16 protein-coding genes, 4 pseudogenes and 2 other annotated features are annotated in these 22256 nt (G+C 64.1%); of the genes and pseudogenes, 16 read left to right on the top strand and 4 right to left on the bottom strand.

From position 1 onward, the window contains the following. The first annotated feature begins 51 nt into the window (after positions 1-51). Together ACE11G_RS00425 and ACE11G_RS00430 are read left to right on the top strand one after the other, a co-directional pair. A complete protein-coding gene (locus ACE11G_RS00425) occupies positions 52-633 on the top strand; it encodes a TetR/AcrR family transcriptional regulator (RefSeq protein WP_020173037.1) in 582 nt (193 codons plus the stop codon). Between the two features lie 121 nt (positions 634-754). Beyond that, entirely contained in the window at positions 755-3796 is a 3042-nt protein-coding gene (locus ACE11G_RS00430; RefSeq protein WP_006896682.1) for an RND family transporter, read from the top strand. A 40-nt stretch (positions 3797-3836) separates the two neighbouring features. On the opposite strand, the gene ACE11G_RS00435 is transcribed toward ACE11G_RS00430, so the two are convergent. Continuing rightward, positions 3837-5002 (bottom strand): IS3 family transposase gene (locus ACE11G_RS00435; protein WP_371308121.1). Its coding sequence is split into 2 segments (ribosomal slippage): positions 3837-4715 and positions 4718-5002, totalling 1164 coding nucleotides; the frame shifts between segments, so codons are not numbered across the junction. Positions 5003-5071: 69 nt separating this feature from the next. Next, a pseudogene (locus tag ACE11G_RS00440) lies at positions 5072-5338 on the bottom strand (transposase); the annotation flags it as partial. On the opposite strand from ACE11G_RS00440, the pseudogene ACE11G_RS00445 reads away from it, so the two are divergent. From ACE11G_RS00445 to ACE11G_RS00460, 4 genes and pseudogenes are all read left to right on the top strand, one after another. Further along, positions 5337-6410, top strand: a pseudogene (locus tag ACE11G_RS00445) (IS256 family transposase); the annotation flags it as partial. The pseudogenes ACE11G_RS00440 and ACE11G_RS00445 sit on opposite strands and share 2 nt — an antisense overlap. Positions 6411-6459: 49 nt before the next feature. Next, a protein-coding gene (locus ACE11G_RS00450; protein WP_085948520.1) for an IS3 family transposase occupies positions 6460-7682 on the top strand; the annotation gives its coding sequence in 2 pieces (ribosomal slippage) (positions 6460-6739 and positions 6739-7682; 1224 coding nt in all). Further along, positions 6729-6862 (top strand) — a sequence feature (AL1L pseudoknot). (Overlaps the previous gene by 134 nt.) Before the next feature lie 32 nt (positions 7683-7714). After that, positions 7715-8104: pseudogene (locus ACE11G_RS00455) on the top strand (ATP-binding protein); the annotation flags it as partial. Between the two features lie 395 nt (positions 8105-8499). Further along, a complete protein-coding gene (locus tag ACE11G_RS00460) occupies positions 8500-9255 on the top strand; it encodes an ATP-binding protein (protein WP_003937311.1) in 756 nt (251 codons plus the stop codon). A 126-nt stretch (positions 9256-9381) separates the two neighbouring features. Here the strand turns inward: ACE11G_RS00460 and ACE11G_RS00465 are convergent, their stop codons facing one another. Continuing rightward, positions 9382-10383: an AraC family transcriptional regulator gene (locus ACE11G_RS00465; RefSeq protein ID WP_008382041.1), complete on the bottom strand. Its 1002-nt coding sequence runs from the start codon at positions 10381-10383 to the stop codon at positions 9382-9384. A gap of 120 nt (positions 10384-10503) precedes the next feature. On the opposite strand from ACE11G_RS00465, the pseudogene ACE11G_RS00470 reads away from it, so the two are divergent. Further along, a pseudogene (locus tag ACE11G_RS00470) lies at positions 10504-10620 on the top strand (2Fe-2S ferredoxin); the annotation flags it as partial. A 27-nt stretch (positions 10621-10647) separates the two neighbouring features. Here ACE11G_RS00470 and ACE11G_RS00475 read toward each other — a convergent pair. Then, a protein-coding gene (locus tag ACE11G_RS00475; RefSeq protein WP_233500136.1) for an IS3 family transposase occupies positions 10648-11870 on the bottom strand; the annotation gives its coding sequence in 2 pieces (ribosomal slippage) (positions 10648-11591 and positions 11591-11870; 1224 coding nt in all). Next, positions 11468-11601: a sequence feature (AL1L pseudoknot), on the bottom strand. Its footprint overlaps the gene before it by 134 nt. Here ACE11G_RS00475 and ACE11G_RS00480 point away from each other — a divergent pair. From ACE11G_RS00480 to ACE11G_RS00520, 9 genes are all read left to right on the top strand, one after another. After that, positions 11808-12125 (top strand): 2Fe-2S iron-sulfur cluster-binding protein, encoded by a 318-nt coding sequence (locus ACE11G_RS00480; protein WP_375003317.1) that lies wholly within the window; start codon positions 11808-11810, stop codon positions 12123-12125. The two genes, ACE11G_RS00475 and ACE11G_RS00480, sit on opposite strands and share 63 nt — an antisense overlap. Positions 12126-12148: 23 nt before the next feature. Then, positions 12149-13537 (top strand): cytochrome P450, encoded by a 1389-nt coding sequence (locus tag ACE11G_RS00485; RefSeq protein WP_003937314.1) that lies wholly within the window; start codon positions 12149-12151, stop codon positions 13535-13537. Next, on the top strand, positions 13534-14736 hold the full coding sequence (locus ACE11G_RS00490) for an NAD(P)/FAD-dependent oxidoreductase (protein WP_003937315.1): 1203 nt from the start codon (positions 13534-13536) through the stop codon (positions 14734-14736). Before ACE11G_RS00485 ends, ACE11G_RS00490 begins: the two co-directional genes overlap by 4 nt. Before the next feature lie 71 nt (positions 14737-14807). Next, positions 14808-16268 carry a cytochrome P450 gene (locus ACE11G_RS00495; protein ID WP_003937316.1) on the top strand — a complete coding sequence of 487 codons (1461 nt, stop codon included), beginning with the start codon at positions 14808-14810 and terminating at the stop codon, positions 16266-16268. After that, entirely contained in the window at positions 16265-16990 is a 726-nt protein-coding gene (locus tag ACE11G_RS00500) for a transglutaminase family protein (protein WP_003937317.1), read from the top strand. The genes ACE11G_RS00495 and ACE11G_RS00500 overlap by 4 nt, the downstream gene beginning before the upstream one ends. Beyond that, positions 16987-18516 (top strand): aldehyde dehydrogenase family protein, encoded by a 1530-nt coding sequence (locus ACE11G_RS00505; RefSeq protein ID WP_003937318.1) that lies wholly within the window; start codon positions 16987-16989, stop codon positions 18514-18516. The genes ACE11G_RS00500 and ACE11G_RS00505 overlap by 4 nt, the downstream gene beginning before the upstream one ends. Beyond that, the gene (locus ACE11G_RS00510; protein WP_003937319.1) at positions 18513-19349 is read left to right on the top strand and encodes an SDR family oxidoreductase; all 837 of its coding nucleotides are present in this window, start codon (positions 18513-18515) and stop codon (positions 19347-19349) included. Before ACE11G_RS00505 ends, ACE11G_RS00510 begins: the two co-directional genes overlap by 4 nt. A 49-nt stretch (positions 19350-19398) precedes the next feature. After that, positions 19399-20466, top strand: coding sequence for a BtrH N-terminal domain-containing protein (locus tag ACE11G_RS00515; protein ID WP_003937320.1), 1068 nt, complete (start codon positions 19399-19401; stop codon positions 20464-20466). A 74-nt stretch (positions 20467-20540) separates the two neighbouring features. Further along, positions 20541-22172 (top strand): long-chain fatty acid--CoA ligase, encoded by a 1632-nt coding sequence (locus ACE11G_RS00520; protein ID WP_003937321.1) that lies wholly within the window; start codon positions 20541-20543, stop codon positions 22170-22172. Positions 22173-22256: the final 84 nt, after the last annotated feature.

Consider the following 22256-nt stretch of genomic DNA (forward strand, 5'->3'; position numbering starts at 1 on the left):
GGTGCGGTGATGGCGGCCAGGCGCGGCGCGGGTCCTCGGTCCAAGGACGTGATGGATGACAAAGACCCGCGTTTGGTTCGTTCACGCAACCGGTTGGTTGATGCGGCATCTGCCCTGTTGAAGACCGGCGGGGTTGATGCAGTCACGGTCGGGGCGGTCTCCCGGATGTCGCGGGTGGCTCGAACGACGTTTTACCGGCATTTCGACGGCACCACCGATTTGTTGGCTGCGGCGTTCGAACGATTGTTGCCCCACGCCGACGTCCCTGACGCGCACGGACCAATCCGCGACAGTTTGGTGCGGTTGGTCCGTGCTCAGGCTGCGTTGATCGAGCAGGCGCCACTGCAATTGACCGCCTTGGCGTGGCTGGCGATGGTGCCGGAGGAGCCCGGGGAGCAGCAGAACACCCTCGCGCCGCTGCGCGCTCGTGTCATCGCGCAGTACCGGGAACCGTTCGATCAGGTGTTGCAGAGCGCCGCCGCCCAGAAGGAACTCGACGAGTTCGATCCCGGCGTGGCCATCACCCAGCTCGTGGGCCCGCTGGTCTTCGCGCGGCTGTCCGGCCTTCGCTCGATGAGTGGCGCGGACTGCGAACAGCTTGTCGACGACTTTCTCGCCGCCCACCGCCGCTGATCCGATAGTCCCGCGTCGCCGAACAATACATTCCTTTCGCTACATGCTGTAGCGTAGTGATACCGATTGATTCATTTGTCGAAGGGTGTGCGATGCCAACGCAGCGATGGATGCGTGAGCAGTGGTGAAGCTTCGGCGATCGACCGGTCGCGGTGAGTACAGCCGGTCGCTGGGGCAGGTGGGACGCTTCGTCTTGTCGCACAAAGCGCTGGTAGCGGGCGTCTGGGTGGCTGTTGCCGTGGTGTTGGCTGTGCTGTTTCCCCAGTTGGAAACAGTTGTGCGCCAGCAATCGGTGGACCCAATTCCTAAGGGCGTGCCGTCGTTTCAGGCGCTCGATCGCATGGGCGAGGCGTTCGACGAAAAGGGCGCGAAGACCACGGTGTTCGTGGCAATGGAAGATCCGGCCGGACTCACCGAGCCCGCCCGCCAACGCTATGACGACCTCGTGGTCCGGCTCCGCGCCGACCGCGATGATGTGCAGGCCGTACGCGACCTGCTCGCCGACCCGATCACTGCCCGACAAGCGCTCAGCGAAGACGGCAAAGCCTGGTACTTGCCCGTCGGGGTCAGCGGCAGCCTCGGCGGGCCGACGGCGGCCCACGCTGTGGAATCGATCCGCGAGACCGCAGCAGAGGTCTTTACCGGCACCAGCACGACAGTCCACGTGACCGGACCAACAGCGACCTTCAGCGACCAAATCGTCACCGCTGAAAAGGATCTGGTGGTCATCACCATCGCCACCGTCGTGCTGATCGCCATAATCTTGCTGATCGTCTATCGGTCGGTGTTCACTGCGTTGCTACCGCTTCTGGTCATCGGTATCAGTCTCGCCGTAGCCCGCGGAGTCATGTCTGCGTTAGGCGAACTGGGCATGCCAGTCTCGCAATTCACCGTTGCGTTCATGACCGTCATCTTGCTCGGCGCCGGTGTGGACTATTCGGTCTTTGTGATCAGCAGATACCACGAAAGGCTGCGCCAAGGCGCCGCCGCGTCCGACGCTCTCATCGATGCCACCGCCACCATCGGACGGGTGATCCTTGCGTCGGCAAGCACTGTTGCTCTCGCGTTCTTAGCCATGGTCTTCGGGCAGCTCAGCGTCTTCGCCACCCTCGGCCCCGCCTGCGCAGTGGCGATCCTCATCGGATTCCTCGCCACCGTCACGTTGTTGCCGCCAGTGCTGCTGTGGGCTGCGCGATGGGGGTGGGGTGCCCCGCGCAAAGACCTCACGCGGCGCTACTGGAACCGCATCGCGGTCCTCGTCGTACGCCGCCCGGCGCCGTTGCTGGCCGTCAGCCTCGTCGGATTGACGATCCTGAGCGTCACCGCGCTGGGCATTCAGATCACCTACGACGACCGAGACGGTCAACCCACAACCACCGACAGCAACGAAGGTTACGCACTGCTCAACCGGCACTTCCCGCAAGACATCACCATCGCGGAATTTGTCGTCGTGGATTCGCCCACCGATCTGAGAACAACCAACGGACTTGCCGACCTTGATCAGATGGCAGCTCGGATTGCGCAGATCCCCGGCGTCACCCGTGTGGTCGGTGTCACTCGCCCGACCGGAGCCAAACTCGAACAAGCCCAACTCTCCTGGCAGAACGGGCAGATCGGCGATCGGGTGGCCGGCTCAGTGGGTGAGGGCCAAGCCCGCAAAGGTGACCTCGAACAATTGCGTTCTGGTGCAGACCAACTCGCCGACGGCCTCGAACAACTCGACATACAGATCCGCACCAATCTCACCCCACTGGCTGGCATTCTTAACCAAGTCACCACCATCGGGGCCGAAATAGGTCAATACCAACCACTTCTACAAACACTGACCGCCGCCGCACCCCAACTCGACCAAGCCGCGCAGAACGCCCCTCAGCTAGCAGCCCTGGCCGAACAGTCATCAGCCGCCATAGCCACAATCACCTCAGTGCTCCCGTTACTGGATAACTCAGCGCTGTGCACTCAACTACCCCAATGCAGCACCCTGCGCCAACAAGCCCGCGATCTCGCCGCACTCCGCGACAGCGGGTTCTTCACCCAGATCACGACACTGTCCACCCAGCTCGCGCAGATGGACACCCCCCTCACCGCGGTCACCAACCAACTCAACGCCACCGTCGCCACCCTCGAGACCACGCTGGGAACCATCGGGGCCCAAGACCTGCCAACCAAACTCGCCCAACTGCAGACCGGGGTCTCCCAACTCGCCGCCGGCTCGCGAACACTCGCCGAAGGCGTATCTGCACTCGTCGACAGCAACCTTCAACAACTCGCCGGCATGGCCACGCTCGCCGCCCAACTACAGACCACCGCGCGCGAAACCCGCGGCTCGGACTCGGCCACCGGCTTCTACTTACCCAAAGATGCTTTCGCTGACCAGCAATTCGCCGACGTTGCGCGCCAATTCATCTCCCCGGACGGACACACCGTGCGCTACGCCGTCCAGACAAGCTTCGACCCCTACAGCGCGGACGCCATGCGCCTGGCCAGCACCATCGCCACCGTCGCCAACGACGCAAAACCCAACACCACCCTGACCGACTCCACCGTCTCCGTCGCCGGCTTCCCCGCTATCAACGCCGACCTGCAACGACTGCTCACCAACGACTTCCGCCTCCTGGCCCTGGCCACCCTGGCCATCGTCGGCATCATCCTGATCATCCTGCTGCGCTCACTGGTCGCACCCATCTACCTACTCGGCACCGTCGTACTCAACTACACCGCAGCATTGGGCATAGGCGTCCTGATCTTTCAGCACATACTCCACACCGACATCGCTTGGCCTGTGCCCCTATTAGCGTTCATCGTCCTGGTAGCCGTCGGCGCCGACTACAACATGCTGCTGGTCTCACGATTGCGCGAAGAATCACATCACAACGTCCGAGTCGGAGTGCTCCGCACCGTCACCAACACCGGCTCAGTTATCACCTCAGCAGGCCTCATCTTCGCCGCCAGCATGTTCGGCCTCATCGCCGGTTCCATCGGCATCATGACCCAAGTCGGACTCATCATCGGCGTAGGCCTTCTCATCGACACCTTCATCGTCCGCACCATCGTGGTACCAGCCATCGCCACACTCCTCGGCAACGCAAGCTGGTGGCCCCAAAAGCCAACGACCCCTCCCACCCAACGCCGCCACCGACCCCACCCCGCAAAGCAAACATAAAGCCGGGGGACTGCTGCACGACCAGGTGACAGTTTCGGTGTCATGCCGCTGAGGCGGCTGTGTTGATGATCGTCTCGTATTCGATCGGGGTCAACCGGCCGAGGCGGGCCTGACGACGGCGTCGGTGGTAGGTCCGTTCGATCCAGGTGACGATCGCGATCCGCAACTGCTCGCGGGTGCTCCAGCGGTGCCGGTCCAGGACGTCCTTCTGGAGGAGCGCGAAGAACGATTCCATCGCTGCGTTGTCGCCGGCGGCACCGACTCTGCCCATGGACCCAACCAGGCCGTGTCGGTTGAGCGCGGACACGAACTTCCGCGACCGGAATTGAGAGCCCCTGTCCGAATGGACAATACAACCCGAAACATCGTCCTCTCGGCGGGCAACAGCGTTGTCCAGAGCGGTCACGGCGAGACGGGACTTCATCCTGGAGTCGATGCTGTAGCCGACGATCCGCCCCGAGCAGGCGTCTTTGATCGCGCAGAGGTAGAGCTTGCCCTCGTCGGTCCAATGCTCGGTGATATCAGTGAGCCACACTTGGTCCGGTGTGTCGGCGGTGAAGTCGCGTTCGACCAGGTCGTCGTGCACAGGCGGGCCCGGCTTCTTACCGTTCTTCCCACGTTTCTTGCCGAAGCTCGACCACCACTGGTTGGCCGAGCAGATCCGCCATGCCGTCCGCCCGCTCATCGGCTGACCAGCAGCTTCGGCTTCATCGGCGAGGAAGCGGTACCCGAATTCCGGGTCATCACGATGCGCGTCGAACAGGGCGTTCGCCCGCTCCGCTTCGACCCAGTCTGCCGCGGTGACCGCGTCCCTGAGCCACCGGTAGTAGGGCTGTCTGGAGAGCTTGAGTACCCGGCACGTCACCGTGACGGGGATTCCGTCGGCGGCGAGCTCTTTCACGAGCGGGTAGAGCCTTTTCCCGGAAGGTTCGCCTGCGACAGATATGCCGCAGCCCGTCGCAGGACCTCGTTCTCCTGCTCCAACAACCGATTCCGCTTCCGAAGCTCTCTCAGTTCGGCAGATTCGGTCGACGTTGTTCCAGGCTTGTGTCCGTCGTCGATGGCGACGCGGCGCATCCACTTGGCCAGGGTCATCTCATGGATCCCGAAGTCTTTCGCGACCTGCGCGAGTGTCACGCCAGGTTCACGGTCTCGGGCTACCCGGACCACATCGTCGCGGAACTCCTGCGGATAAGGCTTAGGCACGATAGTCATCCTTCCAGGCCCACCCTCGGGCAAGCCAGATCAGATGTCACCTATACGTGCAGCAGTCCCGTTAGCCCGCTTCAATTCAGTGTTCTCGCGTCTGAGTCGCTTGAGTTCGGCCGATTCCTCAGTCGTTGTTCCCGGCCGCTGGCCAGCATCGACCTCGGCCCGACGACACCACTTGCGGACCGTTTCTGGCGTACCTATCCCGAGTAGCTCAGCGACCTTGCCCATCGCTGCCCACTCCGAGTCATCCTCAGCCCGAATCTCAGCGACCATCCGGATCGCCCGCTCACGCATCTCGGCCGGGTACCTCTTCGTCCCACTTCCTGACATGACTCCATCCTTCCCAACGAACAGAGTCTCCGGACACGCCGGGGCGATTCACGATGAGGATGGGCGCCGGCTGGTGGTGCGTAACGGCTACCACAACCCGCGGGAGGTGATGACCGCCGCCGGTGCGGTTCCGGTGCGGGCACCAAGGGTCAACGACAAACGGGTCGACCCTGAAACTGGTGAACGCCAACGGTTCTCGTCGGGGATCATCCCGGCCTGGGCACGTAAAAGCCCCGAGGTCAGCGCGGTGTTGCCGCTGCTGTACCTGCACGGGTTGTCGTCGGGAGATTTTGGGCCGGCGCTGGAGCAGTTTCTTGGCTCGGGTGCGGGGTTATCGGCGGCCACGATCACTCGACTGGCCAGCCAGTGGCAGAAGGAAGCGGCCGCCTTCGACGACCGCGACATCACCAGCGATTATGTCTACCTCTGGGTCGACGGCATCCACCTCAAAGTCCGGCTCGAGCAGGAGAAGCTGTGTCTGCTGGTGATGATCGGCGTGCGTGCCGACGGCCGTAAAGAGCTCGTCGCCCTGGCCGATGGGTACCGCGAATCCACCGAATCATGGGCCGATCTATTGCGGTCGTGCCGACGCCGCGGCATGGCGGCCCCGAACCTGGCCGTCGGGGACGGGGCGCTGGGGTTCTGGGCTGCGCTGCGCGAGGTGTTCCCGGACACCCGAGAGCAGCGGTGCTGGTTTCATAAACAGGGCAATGTGCTTGCCGCACTGCCCAAGTCGGCCCATCCGAATGCGATCAAAGCGATGCAGGAGATCTACAACGCCGAGGACATCGGCTACGCCCGTAAGGCCATCGCCGCCTTCGAGAAGACCTACGGGGCGAAGTATCCCAAAGCGGTCGCCAAGATCGTCGACGACGCTGATGTGCTGCTGGAGTTCTACCACTACCCGGCCGAGCACTGGACCCACCTGCGCACGACCAACCCGATCGAGTTGACCTTCGCCACCGTGCGGTTACGGACCAAGGTGACCAAGGGACCCGGCTCCCGAGCCGCGGGACTGGCGATGGCCTACAAGCTCATCGAAGCCGCACAAGTGAAATGGCGAGCCGTCAACGTGAAGCGCCCTGGGTTCCGTTCCGAGTCTCAGCAAGGAGAATCGGAGTATGCCCAAGAAGTTCAGTCCAGAGCTGCGTGAGCGTGCCGTGCGCATGGTCTACGACCGCCAAGCCCGCGAGGGCGGCCCTCGCGCAGCATCGATCCGTGCCGTCGCGCCGCAGCTCGGTGTCGGCACAGAGACGCTGCGGATCTGGTGCAATCGCTACGGCGCCACCGAGCCGGTCGGACCGGGAGAGCCGCTCGAGGAGGAGAATCGCCGTCTCCGGCGGGAGCTCGCCGAGGCGCGACGTGCGAACGAGATCCTGAAGGCCGCCTCAGCGTTTTTCGCAGCGGAACTCGACCGCCCCACGACGAAATGATCGCGTTCGTCGACATGCATCGCGAGAAGTTCGGGGTCGAGGCCATCTGCCGCATCCTCAGTGCGACAGAATGTGGGTTCATCACCTCCCGCGGATACCGCGCTGCCAAGAACAGGCCGGCCTCCGCTCGCAGCGTTCGGGACGAGATGCTGGCGGAGGAGGTGCAGCGGATTCATCAGGCGAACTACAGCGTCTATGGGGTCCGGAAGATGTGGCACGCAATGCGCCACGCAGGATGGAACGTCGGTCGCGACCAGGTCGCGAGGCTGATGAAGATCGCCGGCCTGCAGGGCGTTCGCCGAGGTCGAAAGCCCGTCACCACCTGCTCCGCAGACGGAGATGACCAGCGCCCGGACCTCGTTGAACGGCGGTTCGTCGCGGATCGACCGCAGCAGCTTTGGGTCGCCGACATCACCTACGTCCGGATGCTCTCCGGGTTCTGCTACGTCGCATTCGTTACCGATGTCTTCAGTCGCAGAATTGTCGGCTGGGCGGTCGCGCCCACGCTCCACACGGAGTCTCTGCCATTGCTCGCACTGGAGCATGCACTGCAGTCCACCGGGGTGAGCAGGAACGAAAGCGGATTGATCCACCATTCCGACAGGGGTAGTCAATACGTTTCGCTCGCCTATTCGGACGCTCTGCTCGCCGCGGGAGTTACGGCTTCAGTAGGTACCGTCGGCGATAGCTACGATAACGCGCTGGCCGAGACAGTGAACGGCCTATACAAGGCGGAGTTGATCTACTCCAAGCGGATCTGGGAGTCAGTCAGCGAGGTTGAGCTCGCCACGATGGGCTGGGTCCACTGGTGGAACACCTCCCGGCTCCACGAAGCTCTCGGCTACCGCACCCCGGCGAACGTCGAAGCGACCTACACTCACACCACGACGACCGCGCCCGCGACCGTGTAACCACGGAACGAAACCCAGGGCGCTTCAGGCTGGGGATCGCCGCAGTGCACGCCGGGCACAAAGTGCGGTACTTCACCGCCGCCGACCTCGTGGAGACCCTGTATCGCGGACTGGCTGACAACACCGTCGGCAAAACCATCGACACCCTGCTACGCCAAGACCTGCTCATCCTCGACGAGATCGGATTCGCCCCGCTCGACGACACCGGCACCCAACTGCTGTTCCGGCTCGTCGCCGGCGCCTACGAACGCCGCTCCCTCGCGATCGCCAGTCACTGGCCCTTCGAACAATGGGGACGATTCCTGCCCGAACACACCACCGCCGCCAGCATCCTCGACCGGCTCCTACACCACGCCACCATCGTCATCACCGACGGCGATTCCTACCGCATGACACACCGAACGGAGGTACCACCCACCTAGAACATCCCGCACAGGGTGGGGACTTTTACCTGGCCACCAGCGGGGACATCAAACTGGCCGTTGACAGAGGCCCAGGGCTACCGCTCGTGCCAGAACATCCTCGCCCTGGGGAAGAGCGACAAACAACTCCTCGAGCGGGCTTGCGGGCAACTTGTCTCCGAACAGACCCGACGGGCGATCTCCTACACCGCGGTCAAGCAACGCCTGGCGGCGCTGCGGGCCCAGGCCGCCGCACGACCGACCACCGCGGCGGAACCAGCGACTGCTGCGTCGGTAGCGCCACCGGCGGGACAGCGCGACACCACCGGGGCGCATCTGGCCGGGCCCGAGCAGTTCAGCCTTTCTGCCTTGACCGGAGCCACCGGAGCCGACTTGACGGATGAGGGAGGGGCCAAGTGATCGATCGTCACCTCACCGACGCGGACATGCCGTTGTTCACGCAGCTGCGTATGACCGCGTTCGGGCAGACCGTCATCGAGCTGGCCAACGATCCCGCCTGCGACGAGTGGACCTTCTCCCAGAAGATCTTCCACGCGCTGGATAAGGAGATCACGGCCAGACAGGAACGTCGGACCCAGAAACTACTCAAGGCCTCCAGAACGCCAAACCCTGATGCCTGCGTAGAAGAGATCCGTTATCTGGCTGACCGCAACCTCAATCGGGAGCTAATCGCACGGCTTTCCAGCTGTCAATGGATCGAGTCGACCCGCAATCTTGTCGTGCTCGGTCAGTCCAGCGTGGGCAAGACCTATGTGGCTCTGGCACTGCTCAATGCCGCGTGCCGAAAGTACTACAGCGCGAGGTTCTTCCGGCTCGACGATCTGGCCAACCGGCTCGCCGTGTTGGAACCGACCTCGCAGCGGCGGTTGGATTTCCTGACGGATCTGCACAACTGTGACCTGCTGGTCCTGGATGACTTCCTGACGACGCCGGTGGCTGCGCACACCGCGGCCGAGTTGCTCAACATCCTGGCCGCTCGTGAAGGTCGAGGTTCGACTCTGGTGACCTCGCAGTTCGATCCGCCGGACTGGTACAAGTCGCTCCAGGACGCGGTCATCGCCGAATCGATCCTCAACCGGATCGTCGCCGGCGCCGAGATCATCGCCCTGGACGGGCCGAACATGCGCCGACATCTGGCGGACAGCCGATAGTTGGGCGCCGCGGTCGGGCAAGCTAGTATTCTCAATATGACTCGCTGATCACTGTGCATGTTCGAGGCTGATCCGAAGTCCACCACTTCGCGCAGCCTTTTTTATACCAGCGGCGGGACGGGTAGGTTATTCGTGCCGAAATTCGCGTGGAGAGCGACCAGTCCACCGCTTGAAGGCGTGAGAGAAGTTGGCGAGGTCGCTGTATCCGAGATCCGCAGCGATCTCACTCACCGACATCGATCGGTCGAGCAGCCGCAGCATCGCACGATCACGCAGGAATGATTCGCGCAACTCGCGAAAGGTGGTCCCCTCCTCGGACAGGCGCCGCTTGAGTGTGCTACGGGATATCGAGAGCTCGTGTGCGACCCAGTCGTTACTTCGTTTGCCGGGATCCTCCTCCAGGAGCCGTCGCACCTTCTCCGAGAAAGACGTGGTTCTGCTTCGCTGTTCGAGGGTTTGCTGCAGATCAACGATGGCGAGGCGATAGGCGACGGGATCGGAGAACCTACATACCTCGTTGAGGGTATCCGCGGGGACACGAAGGAATGACGTCGGAGCGTCGAAGTACAGGCGCCCAGCTAGGGCGTCCTCATGATTGGCCAGAAAGTTCGGCGCCGACCAGCTCAGATGGAGGGTGACGGTCGGCACATCGCCAGCGAGCATGTCAAGCAGGCGCAGGAGCGCCGACCCGCTGTACGCGACGACCAGGCAGTTCAGGGCCGGATCGCCTGTATGTGCGCTGAGCCCCACAGTAAGCCCCTCGTCTCTTGGGTGGAACTGTGGGCTGAGGGCCGTCGAGATCAAAGGCAGATAGGTGAGCAGCTCGACGATCTCGGCTACCGAACCTGCACTGACCAGAGGAAAGCTCAACGGGCCAAAGGACGTCAACTGAGCCTGCTCGGCGAACGCGAAGCCGAGCGTAGTTGCCTGGTCGACATCGAGTGCGGGGTACACCTCGCGAAACCACCGTATCGGGGCCTGGATGTTCCGCTGGATCAACGTCGTCTCGTCGATTCCTTCGCGAGCCATGATGTTGCGAAGCCGCGCGACAGCGTCTGAGTCGAGTGCTTGGCTCTCGAGCAATTGCGCGAACATGAGTGGAGGCACACCCTCCTCGTTGAGGTTCACCCTGGTCCCCTTTGAGCCGAATTCACAAGTTTCTGACTCTGCCGAACATAGCCGCCGCGCTCGTCTTCGACAACACTTTGACCAAGTTCACATTGAAGACGACGTATCCAGGAGTTGGCTATGGCAGTTGTCACCTTTGTCTCCCACGATGGCCAGAAGCACGAGGCGCCCATCGAGGAAGGGCAGTCGCTGATGCAGGTCGCGACCAACAACGCGGTGCCCGGCATCGACGGCGACTGAAGCGCCCTGGGTTTCGTTCCGTGGTTACACGGTCGCGGGCGCGGTCGTCGTGGTGTGAGTGTAGGTCGCTCCGACGTTCGCCGGGGTGCGGTAGCCGAGAGCTTCGTGGAGCCGGGAGGTGTTCCACCAGTGGACCCAGCCCATCGTGGCGAGCTCAACCTCGCTGACTGACTCCCAGATCCGCTTGGAGTAGATCAACTCCGCCTTGTATAGGCCGTTCACTGTCTCGGCCAGCGCGTTATCGTAGCTATCGCCGACGGTACCTACTGAAGCCGTAACTCCCGCGGCGAGCAGAGCGTCCGAATAGGCGAGCGAAACGTATTGACTACCCCTGTCGGAATGGTGGATCAATCCGCTTTCGTTCCTGCTCACCCCGGTGGACTGCAGTGCATGCTCCAGTGCGAGCAATGGCAGAGACTCCGTGTGGAGCGTGGGCGCGACCGCCCAGCCGACAATTCTGCGACTGAAGACATCGGTAACGAATGCGACGTAGCAGAACCCGGAGAGCATCCGGACGTAGGTGATGTCGGCGACCCAAAGCTGCTGCGGTCGATCCGCGACGAACCGCCGTTCAACGAGGTCCGGGCGCTGGTCATCTCCGTCTGCGGAGCAGGTGGTGACGGGCTTTCGACCTCGGCGAACGCCCTGCAGGCCGGCGATCTTCATCAGCCTCGCGACCTGGTCGCGACCGACGTTCCATCCTGCGTGGCGCATTGCGTGCCACATCTTCCGGACCCCATAGACGCTGTAGTTCGCCTGATGAATCCGCTGCACCTCCTCCGCCAGCATCTCGTCCCGAACGCTGCGAGCGGAGGCCGGCCTGTTCTTGGCAGCGCGGTATCCGCGGGAGGTGATGAACCCACATTCTGTCGCACTGAGGATGCGGCAGATGGCCTCGACCCCGAACTTCTCGCGATGCATGTCGACGAACGCGATCATTTCGTCGTGGGGCGGTCGAGTTCCGCTGCGAAAAACGCTGAGGCGGCCTTCAGGATCTCGTTCGCACGTCGCGCCTCGGCGAGCTCCCGCCGGAGACGGCGATTCTCCTCCTCGAGCGGCTCTCCCGGTCCGACCGGCTCGGTGGCGCCGTAGCGATTGCACCAGATCCGCAGCGTCTCTGTGCCGACACCGAGCTGCGGCGCGACGGCACGGATCGATGCTGCGCGAGGGCCGCCCTCGCGGGCTTGGCGGTCGTAGACCATGCGCACGGCACGCTCACGCAGCTCTGGACTGAACTTCTTGGGCATACTCCGATTCTCCTTGCTGAGACTCGGAACGGAACCCAGGGCGCTTCAGACTGCGGAGGCGAAGCCGCGTGCGGTACCTGTCATGTGATCGTCGATCCGCAATGGTCCGAGCAGGTCGGCCTCTCGGGTCCCGAGGAGGAGGAGATGCTCGCGATGAACCCCGAGCGCCAGCCGACCTCCCGGCTGTCCTGCCAGATGGCGGCGTCGGCGGCGTGGGACGGCTTGATCGTCGAACTACCCGAATTCCAGATGTGACGGCGAGAAACGGTTAAGACCTGATGAAGATTCCTGAAGCAATCACCGCCAAGGTTCAGTCGACCATCCCGATGGATCTGCAGATCCAGGGCGCGCATCTGTATGACAAGACCCGGCGATGGGTGACCGGGACGAACGGAGAGAAGCTCTTCGTCGAGAGTCCTATCCCGCCGGTCGAGGACGTCGAGCTCGCCGACATCGACCTCAGCAACCCTTTTCTCTATCGCCAGGGGCGCTGGCAGTCCTACTTCGAGCGCTTGCGCAACGAGGCGCCGGTCCACTACCAGCCCAACAGTGCGTTCGGTCCGTTCTGGTCTGTCACGCGGCATGCCGACATCGTGGCCGTGGACAAGAACCACGAGCTCTTCTCCGCCGAGCCGTTCATTGTCATCGGGGCCCCGCCTCGTTTCCTTGATATCGCGATGTTCATCGCGATGGATCCGCCACGCCACGACGCGCAGCGGGCCGCTGTCCAAGGCGTTGTTGCGCCGAAGAACCTGCGTGAGATGGAGGGGCTGATTCGATCGCGTGTGCAGGAGGTGCTGGACGACCTGCCCGTGGATCAGCCGTTCGACTGGGTGCAGAACGTCTCGATCGAGTTGACCGCTCGGATGCTTGCCACCCTTCTGGACTTCCCGTACGAGCAGCGTCGCAAGCTCGTCTACTGGTCAGATCTCGCGACGTCGCTGGAGCAAGCCAACGGCGGGCCCTCGGACAACGACGAGGTGTTCCCCGGCATGCGCGACATGGCGCGAGGTCTCAGCGCTCTCTGGCACGACAAGGCAGCGCGGATGGCTGCCGGGGAGGAACCCGGCTTCGATCTGATCACCATGTTGCAGAGCAACGAGAACACCAAGGACCTGATCGACCGCCCGATGGAATTCTTGGGCAACCTCGTGCTGCTGATCGTCGGAGGCAACGACACGACCCGCAACTCGATGAGCGGCGGTGTTCTTGCGCTGAACCGCTTCCCCGATCAGTTCGAGAAGCTGAAGGCAAACCCCGACCTGATCCCCAACATGGGCTCGGAGATCATCCGGTGGCAAACCCCGCTGGCTTATATGCGCCGGGTCGCCAAGGCCGACACCATTCTGAACGGGCAGTTCATCCGCAAGGGCGACAAAGTAGTGATGTGGTACGCCTCGGGCAACCGCGACGAGCGCGTGTTCGAACGGCCCGATGAGTTCATCATCGACCGGGCCAACGCCCGCAACCACATCTCCTTCGGCTTCGGCGTCCATCGTTGTATGGGCAACCGGCTGGCCGAGCTCCAGCTGCGGATCCTGTGGGAGGAGTTGCTTCCCCGTTTCGACAATATCGAGGTCGTCGGCGAGCCAGAGTACGTGCAGTCCAATTTCGTGAGGGGCATCAGCAAGATGATGGTCCGCCTCACCCCGAAATCCAGCGCATGACCTCGCAGCGGGCCCTCATCGTCGGGGCCGGCCATGCCGGGGCCCAACTCGCGGCCAGTCTGCGCCAGGAAGGGTGGACCGGTGAGATCGTCCTCATCGGCGAGGAGTCGGCGCTGCCCTATCAACGCCCGCCGCTGTCGAAGGGTTACCTGGCGGGGAAGAGCACGCTCGACGAACTCGCGATCCGCAGCGCCAAATTCTACACCGAGCAGGGGATCCAACTCCTGAATGCGAAGGTGGAGGCGATCGACCGCTCGGCTGGTCATCTCGTGTTGAGCACCGGCGACGCGCTGCCCTACGACAAGCTCGCGCTGTGCACTGGGGCCCGCCCTCGACGGCTTTCCATCCCGGGGGCCGACCTGGTCGGCGTCTACTACCTACGCACCGCTGCGGACGTCGAGATGATCCGAGAGGCCACCAGCCCCGGGTGTCGGGCTGTGATCATCGGCGGCGGCTACATCGGACTGGAGACGGCCGCCTCATTGCGTGCGCTCGGTCTGGAGGTCACTGTACTCGAGGCGACCGAGCGCGTCCTCGAACGGGTCACCGCCCCCGCTGTATCGGCGTTCTTCGACCGGATCCACCGGGAGGAGGGCGTGAACATCCGGACGGGCGCGCTGGTCGAAGCTCTATCAGGTGACGGCAGGGTCCGCGAGGTGTTCCTGTCCAGTGGCGAATCAATTCCCACCGACCTCGTCATTGTCGGTATCGGCGTTGAGCCGAACACCGAGCTCGCCGCCGCCGCGGGTCTGGTCGTCGACAACGGCGTCGTGATCGACGACCAGACCCGGACCAGCGACCCCGACATCGTGGCGGCTGGGGACTGCGCCAGCCATGACATGGCCCGTTACGGCCGTCGCATACGCCTGGAGTCCGTGCCGAGTGCGGGTGAGCAGGCCAAGGTGGCGGCCGCGACCGTCTGCGGCAAGTCCAAGATGATCGCGGCGCTTCCATGGTTCTGGTCGGATCAATACGATCTCAAGCTCCAGATCGCCGGTCTCAACACCGGGTACGACGAAGTCGTCCTCAGCGGCGACCCGACCCGGGACCGCGACTTCACCTGCTTCTACCTGCGTGCGGGCGAGCTCATCGCCGCCGACTGCATCAACCGGCCCCGTCACTTCATGTTCAGCAAGCGGGTCATCACGCAGCGACTCCCCATTGGCCGGACCGAACTGGTGCTCGCAGGCTCTGTCTGAGGTGATCGGTCCCTTGGCGGCGATGGTACGACAACAGCGAGTACGGGCCCACATTTCGGAAAGGAACGTCAGTGACGAACATCATCCAGCTCCCGCTGGCGAAGGGTCGTGAGCGGCTCTCGTCGGTATTCCTGGCACCATTGCCGAGTCGGGCCGACGCGACCCTGCTAGGGGTCAGCGACCAGTGGCCTGTTCGTGAGCTCGCCCCGCCCCCGGCGGGGTCGGGGCTCGAGCCCGTCCGAGGGACCGCGGGCATGCCTCTGCTCGGTCACACCCTGGACTACATCAGGTTCGGCTCCAACTTCACCCGGGCCAGGTACCAACGCTTCGGACCGGTCTGGTGGATGGGCGCCTTCGGCACGAGAATCGTGATGGTGGCGGGCGCGGATGCCACACAGGAGGCGCTGACGACCAAGGCGAAGTCGTTCTCCCAGGACGGGTGGACCTATCTCATCGATGCTTTCTTTCACCGGGGCCTGATGCTGATGAGCTTCGACGAGCACAGGATGCATCGGCGGATCATGCAGGAGGCGTTCACCCGCGACCGGCTCGCCGGCTACGTCGACCAGCTCGGCCCGACGCTGGAGACCAGCATCCGCAGGTGGACAGCGGGCCGGTCCACGCGCATCTACCCACTGTTGAAGGCCCTGACTCTCGACGTCGCAACGGAGGTCTTCATGGCAGGTCGGGGAGGGAGCGAGGACACTGACGCCATCAACGACGCCTTCGTGGCCACCGTGCGCGCAGCCAGCTCGATCATCCGTTTCCCGCTGCCGGGGACTCGGTGGCGCGCCGGAGTCCATGGGCGCACGCTCCTGGAGGACTACTTCACCCGGCATCTGCCGACGGCTCGAAGTGCCCAGGGAGACGACCTCTTTGCGGGGCTGTGCCATGCGCGCACGGCCGACGGTGAGGCGTTCACTGATGAGGACGTCGTCAACCACATGATCTTCTTGATGATGGCGGCCCACGATACCTCGACCATCACCACCACCGCTGCCGCCTACTTCCTCGCCAAGCACCCAGCCTGGCAGGAACGGGCTCGGGCCGAGTCCGACCGACTCGGTGAACGCCGCCCCGACATCGACGACCTGGACTCGATGGCGACTCTCGACCTGGTGATCAAGGAGACGCTGCGCCTCGTGGCGCCCGTGCCGATCGTGATGCGCAAGACGATCGAGAACGTGGAGATTGCCGGACGCCACATCCCGGCGGACACCCTGGTGGCCGTGGCTCCTGCGGTGAACCACTTCGACGAGTCGTGCTGGACCGAGCCCGACACCTTCGACCCCGACCGTTTCAGCGAGCCGCGCCATGAGGACCAGAATCACCGTTTCGGGTGGATCCCCTTCGGCGGAGGAGTGCACAAGTGCATTGGTCTGCACTTCGGCACCCTCGAGGTCAAGGCGATCCTGCACCACATGCTGCGCACTTACACCTGGTCGGTCCCCGACCAGTATGAAGTGAGATGGGACAACACCTCGCTCCCCATTCCTGTCGACGGGTTGCCGATCACCCTGGAGCGCAGATGAATCCGGCACCGGTGGCGTTCTTGGGGGCGACCGACTTCCTCGACATCGAGCACGAGTCCGTCCGGGCATTCACCGCCGCCGCGGTTGGGGATGCGAGCACCGACCGGGACAAGGCCAATCGCCTCTTCACCGCCGTCCGTGACCAGATCTGGTACGACCCCTACACGGTGTCGGACAATCCCGCCCACTATCGAGCCAGCTTCGTCCTCGAGTCCGGGCGCGCCTATTGCGTCCCGAAGGCGGTGCTCTTGACCGCGGTGTGCCGAGCGGCAGGGATTCCGGCGCTGCTGGGTTTCGCTGACGTCCGCAATCACCTGCAGACCGAAGCGCTGCGAGCGCTCATGGGCGGCACAGACCTGTTCGTCTATCACGGCTACAGCCGTCTCTACATCGACGGCCGGTGGTTGAAGGCGACGCCTGCGTTCAACACCGAGTTGTGTGCGCGTTTCGGTGTGCCGCCGGTGGATTTCGACGGTGATCGCGACGCACTCCTGCACGCCTTCACCGCCGACGGAGCCCAGCATATGGAGTACGTCCGCGAGCGCGGCATCTTCGACGATCTGCCTTTGAACGCGATCCTGACCGAGCTTCGGCATACCTATGGACCGTTGATGTTCAAGCGCGCTGACGTGATCGCTGACGCTTTCACCGACACACCCACCAGCCGCACCCAGCCCGACGGGATCTCCGGTGGGTTCCACTCACCCCTGGAGGACCGATGAGCACGGCGACCGCAGCGGACGCCTTGGACGTGTGCAACCCAGCCGATGGCCGGCTGATCGCAACCGTCCCTGTGGATGATCGCGAGACCGTGAACGGTGTCGCGGCTGACCTCCGCTGCGCCCAGGTCGGGTGGGTCGAGGCTGGCCCGCGGCAACGCGCCAGATGGTTGCATCGCTGGCGGGACTGGATCCTGGCTCACACCGACGAGCTCACCGATCTGCTGCAAGCCGAAACGGGCAAGGTGCGCCCAGATGCCCTCGTGGAGACGACCGCGTCGTGCGAATTCATCACCTACTACGCTGACAACGCCGAGAGGTTTCTCGCTGGCGAGCAGGTCAGGTCCTCGAGTCTGTTGAGTCTGCCGAAGCGGCTGTCCAAGACCTACCACCCATATCCGGTTGTCGGGCTCATCACGCCCTGGAACTTCCCGATCACCCTCTTCCTCATGGATGCAGCGCCCGCGTTGGCTGCCGGATGCGCGGTCCTGGCGAAGTCCTCGGAGGAGACGCCACTGACGTGTGCGCGGGTCGTCGAGGGCTGGCACGAGATCGGCGCCCCTCCGGTCTTGGCCCATGTTGTGGGTGCCGGCGAAGCGGGTGCGTCGGTGGTGGACGCCGCTGACTTCGTGCAGTTCACCGGCTCGACAGCCACCGGGCGTGCGGTCGCGATCCGCTGCGCCGAGCACCTGAAGCCGGTGAGCCTGGAGCTGGGCGGTAAGGATCCGGCGATAGTGCTGGAGGACGCCGACCTTGCTCGTGCGGTGGAGGGGATCGCGTGGGGCGGTCTGTTCAACGCAGGGCAGGTCTGCATCTCCGTCGAGCGGGTATACGTGGTAGCTGAGATCTACGACGAGTTCGTGGCCCGGCTGACGCAGAGGGTGCGCTCCCTGGCCCAGGGTGCGGCGACAGGTGACGACGTGGGTGCGATGGTCACTGCGAGGCAGGTCGAGATCGCCGATCGCCACGTCAGCCAGGCGGTGGCGGCGGGTGCGCGGGTCCTGGCCGGCGGAACCCGGAGTGCGGTCGGGAACTACTACGCTCCGACCGTCCTGGTCGGTGTCGACCACACGATGGCTTGCATGACCGAGGAGACCTTCGGCCCCACGATCCCGGTGATGCTGGTCGCGGATGAAGACGAGGCCATCCGTCTGGCCAACGACTCGGCGTACGGCCTGTCTGCGACGGTGTGGACCCGCGACCACGCTCGGGCACAGCGCATTGCGAAACGCCTGGACGCGGGTGCGGTCAACATCAACGACGTCTTCAGCAACCTCTTCGCCACCACACTGCCGCACAGTGGATGGAAGGCATCGGGTATCGGTGCGCGGCTCGGCGGTGCCTACGGGCTGCACAAGTACTGCCGGGTCCAGGCGGTGACCGAGCCGCGGATTCCTGTCCCGGCACGAGAACTCACGTGGTACCCGTACACCTCCCGGCGTGCGGCCATCGCCGAAAGAGTATTGCGCGCGGCAGCCGGCCGCGGCCTGTGGCAACGCCTCGGCCTGAACAAGGAGAACAGCAAGTGACGACGCACATCCCCCACACTGCCGCCAAGACTGTGGCGATCACCGGCGGAGCCCGCGGCATCGGCTACCAGACCGCGAAGGAGCTGATCCGACGAGGCCACCGCGTCGCCATCGGCGACGTCGACGAGGCACGTGCCAAAGAGGCCGCCGTCGAGCTCGGGGTGAAGGTCGTCACCCGCCTCGATGTCACCGATCCCGACTCGTTCCGCGAATTTCTCGACCTGGTCGAGGGGGGCCTCGGCCCCCTCGACGTGCTGATCAACAACGCGGGCATCATGCCCACCGGGCACGCCCACGAGGAAGCCGACGCGGTGACCCGGCGGCAGGTCGAGATCAACGTCCTGGGAGTCATCTTCGGGACCAAACTCGCCCTCCAACGGATGCTGCCGCGGCGTGCCGGGCACATCATCAACACCGCATCACTGGCCGGTGAGCTCGCCGTACCCGGTCTGGCGACCTATTGCGGCACCAAGTTCGCGGTCATCGGGTTCACTGAGGCAGCACGACAGGAATACCGCAAGTCCGGGGTCCAGCTGTCCACGGTCCGGCCTACGTTCACCAACACCGAGCTCGTCGCTGGGACGGCTGGGGCCAAGGGACTGCGCAACGCCGAGCCCGAGGAGATCGCTCGAGCGACAGCCGATCTGATCGAGAATCCGCGTTCTTTCGTGCGTGTCACCCGCCTCGCCGGCGGCATGGTCGCCGCGATGAAGTTCGTCCCCGGTCGGTTGGCTACCTGGCTCGGATCGGCCCTGGGCACGGACTCGGTGTTCCTCGACGACGTCGACATGAGGATACGCCAGGCCTACCTGGACAGAATCCGGAGCAACTGATCCAGTCTTCGAACCCCGTCGTGCGCCGATCCACCGAAGAGGAACTCCTATGCCCCGCAGAACCCTGATCAAGGACTACCCGCATCGGATGGCGGGGCATTGCGGCTCTGGCGCGATGCGCGATCTTCTGCACTGGCATGGTCTGGGGTGGGATGGACCGCCCGACGAAGGTCTGGTGTTCGCGCTCGGTGGCGCGGTGGGGCTATCCTACCTCCGGTCGAGCGACCTCGTCCCACCGCTGTACCTGGTGGGACGAGGTGCCGACTTCGAAGTCGATCTACCCCGCCGACTCGGCGGACAGGTCCACGTTCTCACGACCGACGATCCTCGCGAGGGATGGTCATGGGTTCTCGACGAGATCGAAGCAGGCAGACCCAGTCTGGTGTGGGGCGACATCGGTGAGTTGCCGTACCTGCGGGTCCAGTTGCGGATGAGTCGCCACGATATCGTCGTGATCGGTCACGACGAGGCCGAGGGGATCGCTTTTGTCGTGGACAATGACCGCGCCGAGGTGCAGGAGGTCCCGCTCGATGCGCTGGCTCGGGCGCGGTCCTCGAAGTCTTTCCCGGAACCGACGCGCCACTGCACCTACCGCATCATCTGGCCGGACGCGCTGCCAGACGTGGCGGAAGTAGCGGCAGAGGCATTTCGCCAGTCCGCGGCCAGTATGCGCCGCCCGTCGCAGCCCGGGATCGTCGATCTCACGACAGCGGCGGCCGGGGCCGAGGGCCTAGCTGCGGTCGTACAGCTGGCGGCCGACGTTCGGACCTGGGCCGATCTTCCGATAGACGACCTCGAGATCCTCCTGTTCAGCCTGAGCGCTTTTATCGAGAAGGCAGGTACCGGCGGCGGGCTGTTCCGCCGATTGCTCGCCGATGGCTGCGCGGATGTCGCACGCCTGACCGGCGACTTCGCCACCGCTCAACTCGCCGTCTCCGCCAGCCGTTGTGCGCAGGCATGGACCGAGACTGCACGTGCCGGTATCCGGCGCGACGTTGATGTGCGAGCGCGCGCGGCCGGGATGTCTTTGGCGGCTAGCCGGCTGCCAGAGCTGGAGTTGGACCTGGTCGAGTCCCTGGAGTCTGCTTCAAGCTCGCTTATGGCTGCAGATCGCTGACAGCCCCACTTTTCCCCGGACGCTCGGTCTCCGGATCGCTGTGTTCGAAGGCAACTCTCTCAACAAGGAATGCTATGCAGAGCACGATGATGAACGTCCCGTTGACAACTGCGGCGATTCTGCGCCACGGCTCGAGTGTGCATGGCTCGGCAACCGTGCGGACCTTGCAGCCCGACGGGAGCGTGAAGGTCGCCTCGTTCGCCGAGATCGGACGGCGGTCCGCCCAGTTGGCCAACGCGTTGCGCGGTTGCGGGATCACAGGCGATGAGCGCGTCGCAACCTTTATGTGGAACAACCAGGAACATGTGGAAGCCTACTGTGCGGTGCCCTCGATGGGCGCGGTACTGCACACTCTCAATCTACGCCTCGCCTCAGATCAACTCGTCTACATAGGCAACCACGCCGAGGACCGGGTCGTGATTCTCGACGGAAGCCTGGTCCCGCTGCTGGCCCCCGTGCTGCCGCACATCACCAGTGTGCACACCGTCGTCGTGACCGGGGGGGTGGACCTCACCCCGCTGCACCGTGACGGGCTCACAGTCGTGGGTTACGAGGAGTTCATCTCCGCTCAGCCCGAGACGTTCGACTGGCCTGACCTCGATGAGCAGTCAGCAGCCGCCATGTGTTACACCTCCGGTACCACCGGGACCCCCAAAGGCGTCGCCTACAGCCACCGGTCGACCTACCTGCATTCGATGGCGGCCTGCGCCGCCGACGGACTGCGAGTCGGCTGCGATGACCGGATCCTCGCTATTGTGCCGATGTTCCATGCCAACGCCTGGGGACTGGTCTATGCCGCCCTCATGGCAGGTGCCGACCTTCTCATGCCTGACCGGTTCCTGCAGGCCGAGCCGCTGGTACGGCTCATCGATGCCCAGAAGCCAACCGTCGCAGGCGCGGTCCCGACGATCTGGAACGACGTGCTGAACTTCGTGGAGGCCAACCCCAGCTACGACATCTCCTCTCTCGGCCTGGTTGCCTGCGGTGGCTCCGCCGTGCCCGTTCACCTGATGGAGATCTTCGAGGAGAAGTACGGCGTACAGGTTGTCCAGGCGTGGGGAATGACCGAGACCTCGCCGCTGGCCACCGTCGCGCGTCCGCCGGCATCGCTCGACACGCAGGAGCGGTGGCGCCTGCGAGCCACTCAAGGCCGTCCGGTTCCAGGTGTGGAATTGAGGATCGTCGGCGACGCGGGCAATGAGCTCCCGCACGACGGCGAAGCCGTCGGCGAGCTGCAGGTGCGCGGACCTTGGATCACCGGCTCGTACATCGGCGAAGAGGATGACGGGGAGAAGTTTCAGGACGGTTGGTTGCGCACCGGCGACGTCGGTCGGATCGATGAACGCAGTTTCGTCACGCTGACCGACCGCACAAAGGACGTGATCAAGTCTGGCGGGGAGTGGATCTCCTCGGTCGAGCTCGAACTGCTGCTCGCCGGACACCCCGATGTGCTCGAGGCATCTGTGATCGGGGTGCCGGACGAGAAGTGGCAGGAACGTCCCCTCGCGGTGATCGTCGTACGTGACGGGCGCGAGCCCACACCTGCCCATCTGCGTGACTTCCTCGTTGGCAAGGTCGCCAAATGGTGGCTGCCCGAGCGTTGGTGCTTCGTCTCCGAGGTGCCCAAGACCTCGGTCGGCAAGTTCGACAAGAAGCGCCTGCGCTCCCTGCATGCCGAAGGAGAGCTTGCCGTCGTCGAAATCTAGGAATCCTCTCTAGATCATCGAGCACGGGTCCCTGCTCACATCGTGGGGTTAGGATCCGCGGCGGACAGTCCGACTTCGAGTACC

Origin of the sequence: Gordonia sp. PS3 (genome assembly GCF_041950545.1) — a bacterium.
GTDB lineage: Bacteria > Actinomycetota > Actinomycetes > Mycobacteriales > Mycobacteriaceae > Gordonia > Gordonia sihwensis.

Coding starts and splice junctions, on each gene's coding strand:
- ACE11G_RS00500 (WP_003937317.1), top strand. CDS start 16,265: ATGAATCCGGCACCGGTGGCGTTCTTGGGGGCGACCGACTTCCTCGAC.
- ACE11G_RS00425 (WP_020173037.1), top strand. CDS start 52: ATGGATGACAAAGACCCGCGTTTGGTTCGTTCACGCAACCGGTTGGTT.
- ACE11G_RS00485 (WP_003937314.1), top strand. CDS start 12,149: ATGAAGATTCCTGAAGCAATCACCGCCAAGGTTCAGTCGACCATCCCG.
- ACE11G_RS00515 (WP_003937320.1), top strand. CDS start 19,399: ATGCCCCGCAGAACCCTGATCAAGGACTACCCGCATCGGATGGCGGGG.
- ACE11G_RS00520 (WP_003937321.1), top strand. CDS start 20,541: ATGCAGAGCACGATGATGAACGTCCCGTTGACAACTGCGGCGATTCTG.
- ACE11G_RS00505 (WP_003937318.1), top strand. CDS start 16,987: ATGAGCACGGCGACCGCAGCGGACGCCTTGGACGTGTGCAACCCAGCC.
- ACE11G_RS00490 (WP_003937315.1), top strand. CDS start 13,534: ATGACCTCGCAGCGGGCCCTCATCGTCGGGGCCGGCCATGCCGGGGCC.